At 51.4% G+C, this 15,701-nt stretch carries 15 protein-coding genes; 3 read left to right on the forward strand and 12 right to left on the reverse strand.

The window, feature by feature from the left end; genetic code table 11:
- Nucleotides 1-150: 150 nt before the first annotated feature.
- From G462_RS0113295 to G462_RS22820, 3 genes are read left to right on the forward strand one after another with little or no spacing between them, the layout of a single operon-like run.
- Nucleotides 151-663 carry a hypothetical protein gene (locus G462_RS0113295; RefSeq protein ID WP_026959425.1) on the forward strand — a complete coding sequence of 171 codons (513 nt, stop codon included), beginning with the start codon at nucleotides 151-153 and terminating at the stop codon, nucleotides 661-663.
- A gap of 7 nt (nucleotides 664-670) precedes the next feature.
- Complete coding sequence (locus tag G462_RS0113300; RefSeq protein WP_026959426.1) at nucleotides 671-2,155, forward strand: GGDEF domain-containing protein; 1,485 nt, start codon at nucleotides 671-673, stop codon at nucleotides 2,153-2,155.
- Between the two features lie 54 nt (nucleotides 2,156-2,209).
- Complete coding sequence (locus tag G462_RS22820) at nucleotides 2,210-3,607, forward strand: nucleoside hydrolase (protein WP_245579571.1); 1,398 nt, start codon at nucleotides 2,210-2,212, stop codon at nucleotides 3,605-3,607.
- Between the two features lie 66 nt (nucleotides 3,608-3,673).
- Here the strand turns inward: G462_RS22820 and G462_RS0113310 are convergent, their stop codons facing one another.
- From G462_RS0113310 to G462_RS0113355, 12 genes are all read right to left on the reverse strand, one after another.
- Nucleotides 3,674-4,678 (reverse strand): cytochrome d ubiquinol oxidase subunit II, encoded by a 1,005-nt coding sequence (locus G462_RS0113310; protein WP_026959427.1) that lies wholly within the window; start codon nucleotides 4,676-4,678, stop codon nucleotides 3,674-3,676.
- Complete coding sequence (locus tag G462_RS0113315) at nucleotides 4,675-6,054, reverse strand: cytochrome ubiquinol oxidase subunit I (RefSeq protein ID WP_026959428.1); 1,380 nt, start codon at nucleotides 6,052-6,054, stop codon at nucleotides 4,675-4,677. Before G462_RS0113315 ends, G462_RS0113310 begins: the two co-directional genes overlap by 4 nt.
- Nucleotides 6,055-6,066: 12 nt before the next feature.
- On the reverse strand, nucleotides 6,067-6,642 hold the full coding sequence (locus G462_RS0113320; RefSeq protein WP_026959429.1) for a GbsR/MarR family transcriptional regulator: 576 nt from the start codon (nucleotides 6,640-6,642) through the stop codon (nucleotides 6,067-6,069).
- Between the two features lie 213 nt (nucleotides 6,643-6,855).
- Nucleotides 6,856-9,105 (reverse strand): beta-glucosidase BglX, encoded by a 2,250-nt coding sequence (bglX, locus tag G462_RS0113325; RefSeq protein ID WP_026959430.1) that lies wholly within the window; start codon nucleotides 9,103-9,105, stop codon nucleotides 6,856-6,858.
- 205 nt (nucleotides 9,106-9,310) lie between these two features.
- A complete protein-coding gene (gene mnmE / locus G462_RS0113330) occupies nucleotides 9,311-10,675 on the reverse strand; it encodes a tRNA uridine-5-carboxymethylaminomethyl(34) synthesis GTPase MnmE (RefSeq protein WP_026959431.1) in 1,365 nt (454 codons plus the stop codon).
- A 69-nt stretch (nucleotides 10,676-10,744) separates the two neighbouring features.
- Nucleotides 10,745-12,376 (reverse strand): membrane protein insertase YidC, encoded by a 1,632-nt coding sequence (gene yidC / locus G462_RS0113335; protein ID WP_026959432.1) that lies wholly within the window; start codon nucleotides 12,374-12,376, stop codon nucleotides 10,745-10,747.
- 7 nt (nucleotides 12,377-12,383) lie between these two features.
- Nucleotides 12,384-12,638, reverse strand: a complete 255-nt coding sequence (gene yidD / locus G462_RS24305) for a membrane protein insertion efficiency factor YidD (RefSeq protein ID WP_084405067.1) — start codon at nucleotides 12,636-12,638, stop codon at nucleotides 12,384-12,386.
- Nucleotides 12,590-12,964: a ribonuclease P protein component gene (rnpA, locus tag G462_RS0113340; RefSeq protein WP_026959433.1), complete on the reverse strand. Its 375-nt coding sequence runs from the start codon at nucleotides 12,962-12,964 to the stop codon at nucleotides 12,590-12,592. Before rnpA ends, yidD begins: the two co-directional genes overlap by 49 nt.
- A 4-nt stretch (nucleotides 12,965-12,968) precedes the next feature.
- Nucleotides 12,969-13,103, reverse strand: a complete 135-nt coding sequence (gene rpmH / locus G462_RS24310; protein ID WP_055733490.1) for a 50S ribosomal protein L34 — start codon at nucleotides 13,101-13,103, stop codon at nucleotides 12,969-12,971.
- Between the two features lie 214 nt (nucleotides 13,104-13,317).
- Nucleotides 13,318-14,052, reverse strand: a complete 735-nt coding sequence (locus G462_RS0113345) for an amino acid ABC transporter ATP-binding protein (RefSeq protein ID WP_026959434.1) — start codon at nucleotides 14,050-14,052, stop codon at nucleotides 13,318-13,320.
- Entirely contained in the window at nucleotides 14,052-14,720 is a 669-nt protein-coding gene (locus tag G462_RS0113350; RefSeq protein ID WP_026959435.1) for an amino acid ABC transporter permease, read from the reverse strand. Before G462_RS0113350 ends, G462_RS0113345 begins: the two co-directional genes overlap by 1 nt.
- Complete coding sequence (locus tag G462_RS0113355) at nucleotides 14,717-15,478, reverse strand: amino acid ABC transporter substrate-binding protein (RefSeq protein WP_245579568.1); 762 nt, start codon at nucleotides 15,476-15,478, stop codon at nucleotides 14,717-14,719. The genes G462_RS0113350 and G462_RS0113355 overlap by 4 nt, the downstream gene beginning before the upstream one ends.
- Nucleotides 15,479-15,701: the final 223 nt, after the last annotated feature.

Consider the following 15,701-nt stretch of genomic DNA (forward strand, 5'->3'; position numbering starts at 1 on the left):
GGATCCTTGTTTAGATTCATCTTTTAGCGATAGTTAATGTGCAAAAGATCTATGCACAGGCCCGACTACTTGTTTGTTATTTGTTATGTTTTTGATAAAGAAATAAACTAACATTGACCTGACGTTGATATGCAACATGGAAGTTGAAAGATGGATCGTTTGTTAAAAACAGGCGCGCTTGCGCTTGCGTTATCATGTTCTTCAGGCCTATTACTGGCTGATTCAATCGCCTCCTACCCAGAAAACTGGCGCGACTGGCCCATCGTGAGCGAGAGCATGGTGCCGGGAAGTGATGTGGTGTTACCTGAGGACACCCCACTGTTTATTCAAGAGGCGGTGAGCGCCTACAACTGGATCAACGATGGCCAAGGCACCAAGCTCACTGTGCACGTTCACCCGGACAAGATCGAGCAATACAAAACCCATGGCCCCTATGATGATGGGATCACCGTGATAGGCGTGTATGAAACCCCCGGGGTGATCTTTGTGACCGAACACTTGGCAGGCCAGCCGCTCTATGGCACCTACGACTACCACGGTGTCGATATCAGTGAACAGCACGCTACCTTTGCGCCAGAGTTCTGCGAGCGTTGTCATACTGCCTACCAAGATATCTGTATTAACGGCACCTGCAGTACTTCGGTCATCGAACTGTTCGATTGATACTGCGATGGCAAAGCAAGTGCTGCGATTGTTAACCATCAAACAGATGCTGCTGCTGTCGCATCTGGTGTTGGTATTTGCACTCGTTACCTCGTTGAGCCTGTCTCGCTATCTTAGTGAGTGGCACAGCCGTTTGGCTCAGGCCTCGGAACATGCATTATCCGCTGCCAATCCGATTATCGATCTGGTCTCTCCTGCGGCGGCTGGGCTCAATTACACTAACGTAAAACTCGACGCTGCGATGGAGCTTTACCAGCAGACGCCGCGGCTGGTCTATTTTCACGCCCATGCCTACTCCGATTTCAGTAGTCAGCCATTTGGCTTTGCCTATGAGCGAGACAGCGAGCGAGCCTGGCAAACCAACCTGAGTCAGCAAGATTTGGAGGCTCAGCAGCTGCACGTTAAGTTGCTCAAACATCGCTTGTCTTCCGGCGAAGGGGATCCGGTTAAGTACGGCTTTTTGCTGCAGCGTGCTATCGAACGGCTGCAGCGGATCCGCGACGATATTCACCAAACTAAACATGCCGACTTTCTGTTAACCGTTCCGGGGGATGCTAAACGCGCTTATCTATTGGACGAGCCTAATCGCTTGATGATCTTCAGCTTGCCACTGCGCAATGCCAATCAAGGTGAGTTGGTTATTGCTTTTGATATCAGCCGATTACTTGAGGCAAGGCGGGCGATACAGCGACAGGTATTGGTTGAGGGTGGGATTGCCTTGCTGTTTTCCAGCCTTCTTATTTGGGGTGTTACCTACTGGATGGTGAGTCCGCTGCGCGCGCTGGCCGGGGCGATGAGCAAGAACGTTCGTGACGTTGATGCTGAGAAGATCCCCGGTTTGGAGCGTACCGATGAGATTGGGGTGTTGTCCAAGCGCTTTTCCCAGCTTATCCAAGAAGCCAATCTACAACTTGATGATTTAGAAGAAAAATCTTCGATAGATCTCCTTACAAGGCTAGGCTCGCGGCTGAAATTTGCCTCGGTGTCCAGTTCGTACATCGGCCAGGCGCAGCGCGCTGGACAGTGCCTCGGCTTTTTGATCTGCGATCTTGATTACTTTAAGCGTTACAACGACAGCATGGGCCACCCAAAGGGCGATGAAGTGCTGCGTAAAACCGCTGCCACCATCGAGGTCACCTTAAAACGCGAGAGCGATATGGCGTTTCGCCTCGGCGGCGAAGAGTTTGTGGTACTGCTGCAAACCACCGAGCCCGGACAAGTGCACGATATCGCCATGTCGATCGTGGAGAACGTGGCCGAGCAAAACATCCTCCATCCCAACCACCCTAGCTCGTCGCGAGTGACCTTATCGGTGGGCTCGTTGGCGGTGAGCCACAGCTTGCTTGGCAAGGTTGAATCGGTGGAGCAGCTCTATCAAAGCGCCGATGAAGCGCTGTATCAGGCCAAAGCCGCCGGACGGAACTGTATTAAAGCCGTTAACTGGAACAGCGTTGCGCAACTACCACAAGGAAAGGGGAATGCAGCAAACTAAGCAAAAGCGATTATGGATCGACACTGATATTACGTTGGGGAGAAAAACACACCGATAAGCTACTGCGATGTCGATGATGCCTATGCACTTACCGCCTGTCTTCGCTCGGCGGAGGTTGAAGTAGTTGGAGTCAGCTCGACCCTGGGCAACAGCGACGATATCGCCACCACCACACGCATAGCCAAAGACTTTATTCAGCGCTTTGGACCTAACAGCGTCGTGGTGTATCAAGGCGCGGCGAGCGCTTATCAGCGGGCTCGCCAGCAGCCGATGCCAGAGGCGCTAGGTGCTATGGCCAAGGCTTTAGAAGAAGATGAGCTCACCATTTTGTGTATCGGTGCGGCCACCAATATTGCTTTGCTGGTTGAGCACTATCCGCAGCTGCTGCGCAATATTAAAGAGATCGTGCTGTTGGCGGGACGACACAGTGTCGATCAGCACTTTGTTGCTGGTCACTGGCAGCCCAAGCCCTTCCGCGACCTTAATTTCGAGGTAGATGTTGCAGCGTTCGAGCGCTTACTGGATACCGCAATCCCGCTAACGCTGGTTCCCTATGAGGCCTGTACGTCCACCCAGATTGATCAAAAGCAGCTAAATGAAATACTCAAGGGCAGTGAGGTGTCGCGTTTTATTGCCGATAAATCGGAGCCGTGGCTACATGAGTGGGAAATCATGTTTGGTGCCGGCCACTTTATTCCCTTCGACATGGTCGCCGCTGCCTATTGCATCAACCCTGAGTGGTTTAGCTGTCATCAGTGGCAATGTCGTATCGAGCAGGCAGACAGCGACACCCAAGCCCACCAGCAAAAGGATTATCTGGTGTGTAACGCCGATGTCCGCGATGGCTGGCGAGTGCGCTACTGCAGCGCCGCCAAACAGCCATTGCAGGATCCCTTGCTAGCGCGAATTTGTGCCCACGATATGCAGCACTTTGTATTGGGGATGTCGCATATCAATATTATCGTTGATGATATTGCAGCCGCCACCGCGTTTTATAGCAAGGCCTTGGGCTTTCAGCTAGCCCACGACCAAGATGGCCAGGCGATGGATTATCAGGGCGTTACCATGAGTAGCTTTGCCTTAGATGCGGGGATTGATGATGGCAAGGTGAATGTGGATGTGCGTTTTCTTCATCACCCGCAAGCGGGCCTCTACCTGGAGCTGATGTGCTACCACTATCCGCAGGGGCGAAGCGAGTTACCCCCTCAGCCGCGCACCTATGATTTAGGTGGACCGCGGCATATCGCCATGGAAGTGAGCAACTGTAACGAGGTGTTTAACTACCTAAAGGGCATTGAGGGGGTCAAGATGATCTCGAGCCGCGATAACTATCATCCCGGTAAACTCGATGGCTTCCCGATCTCCTTTTTCTACTGGATCGACCCCTATGGCGTGCAGTGGGAGATGGAGGAAGGCCGCCAAGTTGGTAGCAGTGTTCGCGGGATCGTCTAAAGCCTGTGAGCAGTAAAAAGGGCGCCTGATGGCGCCCTTTGAGTATCGAAAGTGAAGCTGTCTCGCTTAGTGGTAGTTAAGCTCGGTCGCCTTACCGTGGAACACGTAGTAGGCATAAACGGTATAAAGCAGAATCACCGGTACCACAATCACTGCACCAATCAAGATAACGGTCAGCGCTTCAGGCGAGCTGGCAGCTTCCCAGATATCCATTTGACCAGGCACTACTTCAGGGAAGAAGCTAAACGCCAGACCCACAAAGCACAGGATGAACACCGCAACCACCAGTAGCAGGGGCATCCAGCTATGGCGGTCGTTAACCTTAGGCATACGACCCAGCAAGAAGTCATTGCCGATAAAGGCGGCGAAGCACAAGGCCGGGATAAGCAGAGCAAACATCACCAACGGGAAATCGAACCAGCGGTCGAACACGCCCGGGTTAACGATGGGGTTAACGATCGACACCGCGACCACGCCCAGCATACAGGTGCGACCGGCTTTGCGGGTCCAATCGACGGCGCGTTTCTGTAGTTCACCTTCGGTCTTGAGGATCAGCCAAGCGCCACCGATATAACAGTAAGCCGCAGTCACGCCCAGTGCGCTGAGTACCGCAAACAGCTTGGCGCTGATGCTTTGCTCAAAGCCCATAATGTACAAGCCGAGCATGTAACCTTGCGACAAGGTGGTGATCAGTGAGCCAGCTTTAAAGGTGCGATCCCAGGTTTGCTTGTGGTCGATGGCTGCTTTAGCACGAAAATCGAAGGCCACACCACGCATAATCAGACCGATCAGCATAATTGCCACGGGCATATACAGGTGGTAGAACACCAAGCTGTTGGCCGCTGGGAAGGCAATCAGCATCAAGCCCACGGCCAATACTAGCCAGGTTTCATTGGCGTCCCAAAACGGGCCGATAGAGGCGATCATGGTGTCGCGGTTCAGTTCGTCCTGTGCCGACAGTGGCAGCAGGATCCCTACACCCAAGTCATAACCATCGAGGATGGCATAGACAATCACTGCCAGCCCCATTAAGCCGATGAAGATTACCGGCAACCAATATGCGTCGATCATGCTTGTACTTCCTTAGTCTGATTGCCCAGGTTGGTCAGGTTGCCATCGGCAACTGGCTCGTTGGTCTCAAAATCTTCGATCTTCACGGCCTTCAGTGCCATCGAACGAATGGTATGGATGTAGGCTGTTAGCAGCACTGCATAGACGATCAGATACAAGGTGAGCGACAAGCCAACGTTAGCTGGCGGTACGGTGGTTACCGCATCGGCGGTCTTCAATACGCCGGTGACCAGCCACGGCTGACGGCCGATCTCGGTAACATACCAACCCGCCAAGGTCGCTACCCAACCAGAGAAGGTCATGGCAACCAGACCTTGCAGCATCCATTTCGGCAGCTCGCCACGTTTACGCAGCTGCCATACGCCGTACCAGCTTAGGGCGATCATCAGCAGGCCCAGGCCTACCATCACGCGGAAGCTGAAGAATACCGGCGCAACCGGTGGCTGCTCATCGGGGAAGTCTTTCAGGCCGCGAACCTCGCCGTCTAGCTCGTGGGTCAGAATCAAGCTGGCGAGATTCGGAATACCAATCTCGAACTTGTTACGCTGATTTTCCTGATCGGGAATCGCAAATAATAGCAGTGGCGCACCATTCTTGGTTTCCCAGGCACCTTCCATTGCGGCAACCTTTTGTGGCTGATACTCAAAGGTATTCAGGCCATGTAGGTCACCGACAAAGGCTTGCACAGGGGCGAGCACTGCTGCAATCACTAGGCTGACCTTCAAGGTCATTTTCGGTGCACGCTTGGTGTCACCTTTAAGCAGGCGATAGGCCGAGATACCTGCCACCAAGAAGGCTGCAGTCAGGCCCGAAGCCAACAGCTTGTGACCTAAGCGGTAAGGGAATGAGGGGTTAAAGATTACCTCAAACCAGCTGGTGACGTGAGCCACGCCATCGCGCATCTCAAAACCGGCTGGGGTTTGCATCCACGAGTCCAGCGCCAGAATCCAGAACGCTGACAAGGTGGTGCCAACGGCAACCATTAAAGTGGCAAAGGTGTGAACCTTTGGCGGCACCCGTTTGATACCGAATAGCATGATCCCTAAGAACGTAGCCTCAAGGAAGAAGGCGGTAAGCACCTCATAGCCAAGCAGTGGACCGGCCACGTTACCGACGGTCTCCATAAAGCCAGGCCAGTTGGTACCAAACTGGAACGACATGGTAATACCGCTCACCACGCCTAGTGCGAAGGACAGGGCAAAGATTTTTACCCAGAAACGGTAGGCACGCATCCACACTGGATCGCCAGTTTGGTCATGGCGCACCTTGAAGAACAACAGAATCCAACACAACGCAATCGTGATGGTTGGGAATAAAATGTGAAAGCTGATATTCGCAGCAAACTGGATGCGCGACAGCATTAGTGTATCAAGCATGGGACGACTCCGTTATCCTTGCTCTTTATCGAGATTGGTATCACTTCCATTTCCACCAACCACCTTCTCTTTGAGTTCGACAACTTTGCTAATCCCTGAGCCAAGTTTCATTAAGCTTTTCAGCGTTTCTGGTTTCAAGTTGTTAAGGCTGCTAGACCATTGGGTCAGCAAGCTAAGTAGATCATGGATCTCGGCCAACTTCTCCTTGGCATAAGGAGAGTCATCGGCTGAGTCATCGTTCAAACATTGCTCCAGCAAGTTGAGAGTGGGATCTATCTCCCGACGCCGGCGTTCTTCAAAGACAATCTTGCCCAGCTCCCAGATGGAACCGGCAACACTGAAGTACTCGCGGCGTTCCCCGACCTGATGGTGCAGTTTTACTAAGCGCCATGACTGAAGCTCCCTCAGCGCCATACTGACGTTGCCGCGGCTGATCCCCAACGCTTCTCGGATCTGCTCGGCATGCAATGCTTGCTCGTGCAGAACTAAGAGTGCTAGGACCTGACCAACGGAACGACTAAAGCCCCAATGGCTGGCCATTTCGCCAAAATGCAATACAACACTTTCGTTTTGCGCCGTTAACATCACTGTTTGAGGTCGTCCTTTTTTGTTAACTATTTTGAAGTTTCAGAAACAATTGAAAGTTTATCGATTAATTGATTTAAGTCAAACAATCGAAGCGAGCAAAAGCACACAGCGAGCACACATTTACTATCAATACACTGGATTTGCTGAATTATTAGAGGAATATGTTGGTATAAAAGGGGGGAGGCAGGCATCAGCCTGCCTAATGATTGGATACTAGTCAGTCAGGCTGAATGTGCTGTTTTGGAGCTCTGCTGAGCTTGACCCGATAAACAGCTCATATTCACCATTATCTATGCGTTGTTTAAGGTCTGGCCCTAGATACTCAAGCATTTGAGGGGTGATCTCGAAACGCGCTACTTGGCTTTCTCCTGCCGCCAGATCGAGTAGGATAAACCCTTTGAGCTCTTTGACGGGGCGGGTTACCGAGCTAACTCGTGCACGGATATACAGCTGAACCACTTCACGGCCTGGTACATCGCTGGTGTTCTCGACCGTTACTTGTGCACTAATGCTGCCATGGCGTTTGAGTGTAGGGCTACTTAGTAAAATATCTGAGTAACTGAATTCGCTATAACTTAGTCCAAAACCAAACGGATAAAGTGGCTCATGGGGCACATCGCGGAAGGTAGTGGTGTATCGGTTGTTATCAGCGCCAGCATCAAATACGTGACTGGTGCTACGGTAACTGTAAAACAGCGGTACCTGCCCTTGGTGAATAGGGAAGGTTATCGGTAGTTTACCTGATGGGTTGTATGCGCCAGTATGAACCTCAGCCACGGCATCTCCCCCTGTCGTCCCTGGCATCCATGCCATCAACAGGGCATCACTGTGTTTAGCTATATCGGTGAGAACGTAAGGGCGCCCGGCGACAATCACAGTAACTATCGGTTTGTTAGTTTCAGCGATGGCCTGCAACAGTTGTTCTTGAAGTCCCGGAAGGTGTAATGAAGCGGTACTACCACCTTCACCGCTCATCCAACGCTCTTCACCCAGTACCATGATAACCATATCGGCTTGCTTAACTTTTTCTACCGCTTGTGGAATTAACGCAGCACCGTGTTTTTCAAACCCCTCCAGTGTTACCCCAGGTGCATAATGGAAGCGAGTGTTAGGTAGCGCGTTTTGAAGCCCCTGATAGATGGATACAACATCGTCAGGATCGCCGGCCATACTCCACCAACCCAATAGATCTTCTTGTGCCTTCGCCAGTGGTCCTATTACAGCGATGTCGCTTAGCGTTCCATCTAACGGTAGTAGTTTCTGATGGTTTTTTAATAAAACCATTGACTTAGCTGCAACATCTTTGACCGTTGCTAGGTTGCTTGCGGAAAGCAGCTTTTGTTGCTCGCGTTGAGTATCGAAATATCGATAAGGGTCATCTAGCAAGCCTGCTTGCTGCTTAAGACGCAGTACTTGGCGCACCGCATCATCAAGCTGCTGCTCGGATATGCGGCCTTCTCTGACTAATTGGGGGAGTAAGGTTGCGTAGCGTTTGGAAGCCATATCAATGTGGTAACCGGCTGCCATTGCTTGCTCAATTGCATCGTAGTCATCTTTGGCCACGCCGGTTTTGACTAGGTTGGGTATTGTTTCCCAGTCAGTCATGACTAGGCCTTGAAAACCCATCTCGCCGCGCAGAATAGTTTGCATGAGCTCGATATTTGCGGTGGCGGGAACAGCATTGTAGGCGGTATATGCCCCCATGATGCAGGGGGTGCCAGCATCAATGGCTGCTTGGAATGGTGGAAGGTGCACTTCACGTAATTCTCGCTCAGAGAAGTCCTGAATGTTGTAATCGCGTCCCGCCAGCGCTGCACCATATCCTGCAAAGTGCTTGGTGCAGGTAAGCAAATTATCGGCGCTGTTCGTTGAGCCGTTTTGGAAACCTTCAACTCTTGCTGCGGCTATCACGCTGGCTAGATAGAGATCTTCTCCAGAGGTTTCTAAAACGCGTCCCCAGCGTGGATCTCTGGTGACATCAACCATTGGAGCATAAGTAAGGTGAATACCGGCAGCGGTAGCTTCACGCGCTGCGACTTCTGCAGATAGTCTTATCGCCTCAAGATCCCAACTTGCCGCTTCGGCCAAAGGGATTGGCGAGATAGTTTTGTAGCCGTGGATAACATCTTCTTGGAATAAGATTGGAATGCCGCTGCTAGAATGCTCTACCGCTAACTCTTGCAGGTAGCGGTTGTTGGCTGCACCGTTGGCTTTAATGATACTACCGACCATTCCGCGTTTGATAAGGTCGATATCCTCGTCACTTGGCTCTCCACCGATAGCTACTAAGCTAAGCTGCCCCGCTTTTTGCTCCAAGGTGAGTCCGCTCAGTAGCGTTTCTATCTGTTGTTGCTCTAAAGAGAGCGAACTGCTGCGATTGTCACGGGGTTGGTGAGTACAGGATACTAAGACTCCTGCTGCGATTAAGTAGGCTGCAATTTGTTTGAAGCTATTGTCTCTCATGGTACATCCTGGTTTTACTTACATGGGGGCCCGAGTGGCTTAGGGCGGGATCCGATTGCACATAAAGTTTGGTTAACCAATGTCAATTAAAGGTTTTCCAATATCCAGGGGGGAAGGTCTATTTTGTGATGAAGTGTAGGGTTATCAAGTGGTTTGTTAATGGATCTTGGCGGTAGCTTAAAGCCACCGCCGAAGGGGCGGGCGTTTACTTGCCTATACAGAATGAACTAAAGATACGACCGAGTAAGTCATCGGAAGAAAACTCGCCGGTGATCTCGCTGAGTGACTGCTGACAAAGCCGCAGCTCTTCTGCAAGTAGCTCTCCGGCGTGGAACACCTGTAGCTGGGTCTTACCATTGTCGAGGTGCTCTGCGGCTTGTTCAATGGCTTGTAAGTGGCGTCGGCGGGCGGTGAATCCGCCTTCTGCAGCGCCTTGATAGCCCATGCAGTGCTTAAGGTGCTCGGTGAGCTGCTGCATGCCCAGACCGCTCTTGGCTGAGAGCTTGAAGACTGGGTGGCCATGGTCCATCACCACATCGAGGTTTTCACCGGTGACATCGGCTTTGTTGCGGATCACCGTCATGCCGATATGCGCCGGTAGCTTTTGCACAAATTCTGGCCAGATCTTCAGTGGGTCCAGCTCATCGGTGGTGGTGCCATCGACCATAAACAGTACCCGATCAGCGTTATTGATCTCTTCCCAGGCACGTTCGATACCGATTTGCTCCACCACGTCGGCATTGTCTCGCAGACCGGCGGTGTCAATGATATGTAGTGGCATGCCGTCGATGTGGATATGTTCGCGCAGTACATCTCGGGTGGTACCGGCAATGTCGGTGACAATGGCTGCCTCTTTGCCCGCCAAGGCATTGAGCAGGCTGGATTTACCTGCATTAGGGCGGCCGGCAATCACCACCTTCATCCCTTCGCGCATAATGGTGCCTTGCTTGGCTTGAGACTGAACCTCACTGAGTTCGTCGATAATCGCTAGCAGGTCACCTTCAATCTTGCCGTCGCTGAGAAAGTCGATCTCTTCTTCAGGGAAATCAATGGCCGCTTCCACGTAGATGCGTAAACGGGTGACGCTCTCTACCAGCGAATAGATCTTCTTGGAGAACTCGCCTTGTAGCGAGTGCAGGGCGCTGCGGGCGGCTTGCTCGCTGCTGGCTTCGATTAAATCGGCAATTGCTTCTGCTTGCGCCAGGTCGAGCTTGTCGTTGAGAAAGGCACGCTCACTAAACTCGCCGGGCTTGGCCATGCGAACGCCGTCGATGCGCGATATCTCGCGGATCAGCATGTCGATAACCACCGGGCCACCATGGCCTTGTAGCTCGAGTACGTCTTCGCCGGTGAACGAGTTCGGGCCTTTGAAGAACAGCGCAATGCCCTGATCGAGGGTTTCCCCTTCAAAGCTGTTAAAGCTGAGGTAGTCGGCACGTCGTGGTGGCGGACATTTTCCCAGTACTCGCTCGGCAACTTGGCTGGCAGCGGGGCCTGAGACTCGGATGATTCCTACACCACCTCGGCCGGGGGCGGTGGCTTGGGCAACAATGCTATCGGTTGAACTCATTTACTTACCTATATACAAAAAATGCCATCCAGCAGCACTGAATGGCATTTTAACCAGAGAGGCGACTGCTTACTTCTTCTTAGTACTCAGGCCTTTTTTCTCCAGGTTGCGATAAATCAGGGTTTGCTGGATCAGGGTAACGATGTTACTCATCAGCCAGTATAGAACCAGACCTGCTGGGAACCACAAGAAGAACACCATGAAGATTAGCGGCATGAAGGTCATCATCTTCTGCTGCATTGGGTCGGTCACGGTGGTCGGTGACATCTTCTGGATCAGGAACATACTAGCACCCATCAAGATTGGCAGGATGTAGTAAGGGTCCTGAACTGACAGGTCAGTAATCCACAGGAAGAACGGTGCGTGACGCAGCTCTACGCTCTCCATCAGTGACCAGTACAGGGCAATGAAGATTGGCATCTGTAGCAAGATAGGCAGACAGCCACCCAGTGGGTTCACTTTCTCTTTCTTGTACAGCTCCATCATCGCTTGAGAAGACTTCTGACGGTCATCGCCATACTTCTCACGGATTTCCATCAGCTGAGGCTGCAGCATGCGCATCTTCGCCATCGAGGTGTACTGCGCTTTGGTTAGCGGGTACAGCGCACCTTTAACGGTGAAGGTAATCAGGATGATAGCCACACCCCAGTTGCCCACAATGCCGTGGAAGAAGTTAAGCAGTTTGAACAGCGGCTGTGCCAGGAACCACAACCAGCCGTAGTCTACGGTTAGGTTTAGGTGGCGGGCAGCTTTGGCCATCTCGGCCTGATCTTTTGGACCAATCCAGATAGCGCTGTCCAGCTGAACACTTTGCTGAGGCTGAATCACCGCTTCAGGGGCTTTGTAACCTATGAACGCAAAGCCATTCTTGTTATCGCTGTACAATTCATTTTGCTGGTCTGGGTTTGGCAACCAAGCACTGACGAAGTAGTGCTGCATCATCGCAACCCAACCACCTTGAGTGGTGATACTCAGGTTGTTTTTGGCCATGTCGTCGAAGCTGTACTTCTTGTAGCGCACTGAATCGCTTGAGTAAGCACCGCCGCGGTAAACCGGCATTACCATGCTACGGCCTTCGCTCGATGGGTTCTGCTTGAGCTGCGCGTACGGCTGAACAGCGATGATCTGGTCGCTGTTGTTGGTAATGTTGTAATCCACTTCAACGCGGTAGCTACCACGGTTCAGGGTGAAGGTTTTTACAAACTCGTTGCCTTGCTCATCGAGGTAGGTCAAAGGCACAACCAGCTGGTCGGCATCGGCGTCCAGTTCAAAGCTGTCTTGCTCAACGGCAAAGATAGGACGACCGTTCGGGTTTGCATCGGGACCGTTGCGGCCAATCAAGCCACTCTGTGCGATGTAGGCGAAATCTGAGCTCTCTTCCAGCAGTACGAAAGGCTGGTCAGAGTCTTGCTCAACGGTGTGCTGAAGCAGTTTGGCTGAAGTAATGTCACCACCGCGGGTGGTAATCTCAAGCTTCAACACATCGCTCTTGATCTCGATGGTTTTGCTGCTGGCTTCAGTTGCAGCCATGTTAGGGCTACTAGGAACATCCGTGTTGGTAGAAGAAGGAGTATCAAGGGTCTGCTCGACACTTTCAGAAACGGTTACTGGTTGCGGTCCGTAATCCATCTGCCATTGTTGGAAGATAAGAAAACTGACGAACAGCAAGCCAATAATCAAAAAATTACGTTGCGATTCCATAATTTAGTTATTCACTGTCAGTTCTTTTGGAACCTGGTACGGGATCTTCACCGCCAGGATGTAAAGGGTGGCATTTTAATAGACGTTGGCCAGTTAACCAACAACCTTTGACCACCCCATGAATTTTTATTGCTTCTATTGCATAGTCAGAACACGAAGGATAAAAGCGACAGCGAGGCCCCAGCATTGGGCTTATCAGATACTGATAAAGCTTTATCGGGCCGATGGCGATTGCTCGAAACGCCGCCGTAATCTTTTCCATGACTTCTCCAATAGCTGGTTCAACTGCTGGTCATCAAGTTTGGACACTCCTGCTTTGGATATCACCACGATATCGACGTTAGGAAGTCGGTGTTGATGCAAACGAAAACTCTCACGCACATGCCGTTTGATTCTGTTTCGGCCGACAGCGAGTTTTTCACTTTTCTTCGAAATGGCTAAACCGAGTCTAGGATGACCCTGCTGGTTAGGGATTGCAAGAAAGGTAAGCTGTGGAGAACCCACGCGTTGGGGATTGTTGGAGAATACGTGTTTGAAATGCATGGGAGTTAACAGACGTAACTCCCTGCTGAACGAATGTCTTAGCACTTAATTAGGCAGACAGACGTGCACGGCCTTTAGCGCGACGACGAGCCAGAACCTGGCGGCCGTTCTTAGTAGCCATGCGAGCGCGGAAGCCGTGGCTACGCTTGCGCTTTAGTACGCTTGGTTGAAAAGTACGTTTCATAAGTAATTACTCTTGCTAGCTAGTTTTTACTATAAAGAGGAGAAGTCTCTAGGAGAAATCCTACCCCTGGTAAAAAAGAGGCGAAATTCTAATCATTAGCCCAGTCCAAGTCAAACGAAAAGTGACATCGACGTAGACTTCAGAATAAAAAAAGATCTAAAGGATCTTTTGCGCCGCAATTGTAGGTTAAATGTGGATCAAATCCCAGCCCTGGTCAGCGGGTAAATCGCGCCAAAAATCGCTGGGTACGTGGATCTTTCGGGTTGCCAAACACTTCTTCTGGCGATCCCTGCTCGACGATGCCGCCATCGCTCATAAATACCACTCGATCGGCCACTTCTCGGGCGAAGGCCATCTCGTGGGTCACGATGATCATGGTCTGTTTTTGTTCTGCCAAGCGCTTAATCAGGGTAAGTACTTCGCCAACCCATTCGGGATCGAGCGCCGAGGTGGGCTCATCCATCAATATGGCTTGCGCTTGGGTGGCCATTGCCCGACCGATACCGATACGCTGCTGTTGTCCACCGGAGAGTTGACTCGGGTAGTGTCGGGCTTTATCGGCCAAGCCGATATCGCTTAGCACCTGCAGCGCGGTTTGCTCGGCTTGCTCGCGCGATTGCTTCCATACGGTTTTTAGCGGTTCGGCGATGTTTTGCACCGCGCTAAGGTTGGCGTACAGCGCGTAATTTTGAAAAACGAAGGGGAGTTGTTTGCGTAACTCACGCACATCCTTGTCGTGGCTTTGTTTGGCATCAATGGTTAGTCCATTGATTGCAATCTGCCCGCTATCCGGTGTTTCCAGGAAGTTGATGCAACGCAGCAGGGTCGACTTACCGGTGCCCGATGGCCCGATGATCGCTACCACTTCGCCGGTGTTGACTTGCAAGTTAATGTTTTTGAGGATGCTTTGCCCATCAAAGGACTTGCTGATGTTGCTGATGTTAATCATTAGTAAGCCTTAGACAGATGCGCTTCGAGTTTGCTTTGTAAATGGGTGCTGAGGAGCACAATGCCCCAATAGATCAGCGCTACTGCGAGATAGCTTTCGAAGAACTTAAAGCTCGACGATGCCTCCATTTGTGCCTTCGCCATGATTTCGGTTAATCCCAGCGTAAATGCCAACGAGGTGCTTTTTAGCAGATCGATCAGGTAGTTCATTAGCGAAGGCAGGGCAGTGCGCACGGCTTGAGGAAGCACGATACGGCGCAGGGCTTGAATTCGGGTCATGCCAAAGGCATAAGAAGCCTCCCATTGGCTGCGTGGCACAGCTTGAATCGCTGCGCGTAGGCTTTCTGCCATATAAGCCGAGAAGTGCAGGCTTAAGCCAATTACTGCGGCACTAAAGGCGTCCAATCCAATCAGCGCCGGGATCAGCTGGGGAAGCCCATAGTATAGGATAAACAGTTGGACCAGCAGCGGTGTACCGCGAAAGAACGAAATAAACACCACCACAAAGCCGTTCGCTAACGGGATTTTGAATACTCGAATTAGCGCAAGCACCAGCGCAAGCACCAGCGCGACGACCGAGGCCATCGCTGCCATTTGCAAAGTTATCCCCAAGTAGCGAAAAAGGATTGGGAATAACCCTGCTAAGTAGTTGAAATCGAAGCTACTCATTTGCGAGTAATGTCCCCATCAAACCACTTCTGAGAGATCTCACTAAGGCGGCCATCTTGGTGCATCGCTTGTAGGGTGGCGTTAACCGCTAGCTGCAGTTGCTGGCCTTTGGCGTTATCCACGAATGGCATCGCATTCTCGATCAGCTCAAAGGGTTCGCCTGCAAGTGCCAGCGGCAGGCCGGATTTTTTAATCAGGGCAAGAGAAGATACTCGGTCCATCACGAAGGCGTCTGAGCGGCCCAAGGCGACGTCTTGCTCGATACCAGCGTCATAGGTAACGATGTTGATTTGATTATCGGTGTCGTGCTTGCGCAGTAGTTGCTCGAAGTTAGAGCCCAGGTTTACCGCGACACGCTTGCCAGCCAGGTCATCGATACTGTTGATGGCTGTGTTGCCTTTACGGACGACGATCTGTGCACCGTCAACCACATAAGGGGTCGAGAAAAGGTATTTGGCTTTGCGTTCGTCGGTCATGGTGATTTGGTTGGAGATGGTGTCGATGCGACCCGTTTCCAGCAGCCCAAACAAGCCAGAGAAGTTAGCGGTGACATATTCGACCTGCCAATCATTGCGCTTAGCTATCTCATCCCAGATATCAACTTCGAAGCCTTGCAGCTTGTCTTGCTGTACAAAGGTGAACGGGAAGTAGCGTCCTGACATGCCCACTTTGATGGTTTCTTGAGCAACTGTGGCCATGCTGGTCACAAGGAGCACGGATGCGGCTACATAGCGCAGCATTGATTGAAATTTAACCATAATATAGTCCCGATATACGAAATATAACTGGCGTAATAATCTATATATTTGGCTATAGATAGTTAAATATCGTTTTATGCTATCAAATAACCGTTGGTTTTTTAGGCCTGTAGACTTATTCACAACTACCATAATGATCTTGTGAATAATTGCGCTAAATCCTAGTGTTGATGGGCCCTTTCGGTGTAAAATGGTCGGCCGTTTTAACGATATAGAGGGTACC

It is taken from the genome of Aliagarivorans taiwanensis DSM 22990 (assembly GCF_000429505.1).
In the GTDB taxonomy this organism is placed as follows: Bacteria; Pseudomonadota; Gammaproteobacteria; order Enterobacterales; family Celerinatantimonadaceae; genus Aliagarivorans; species Aliagarivorans taiwanensis.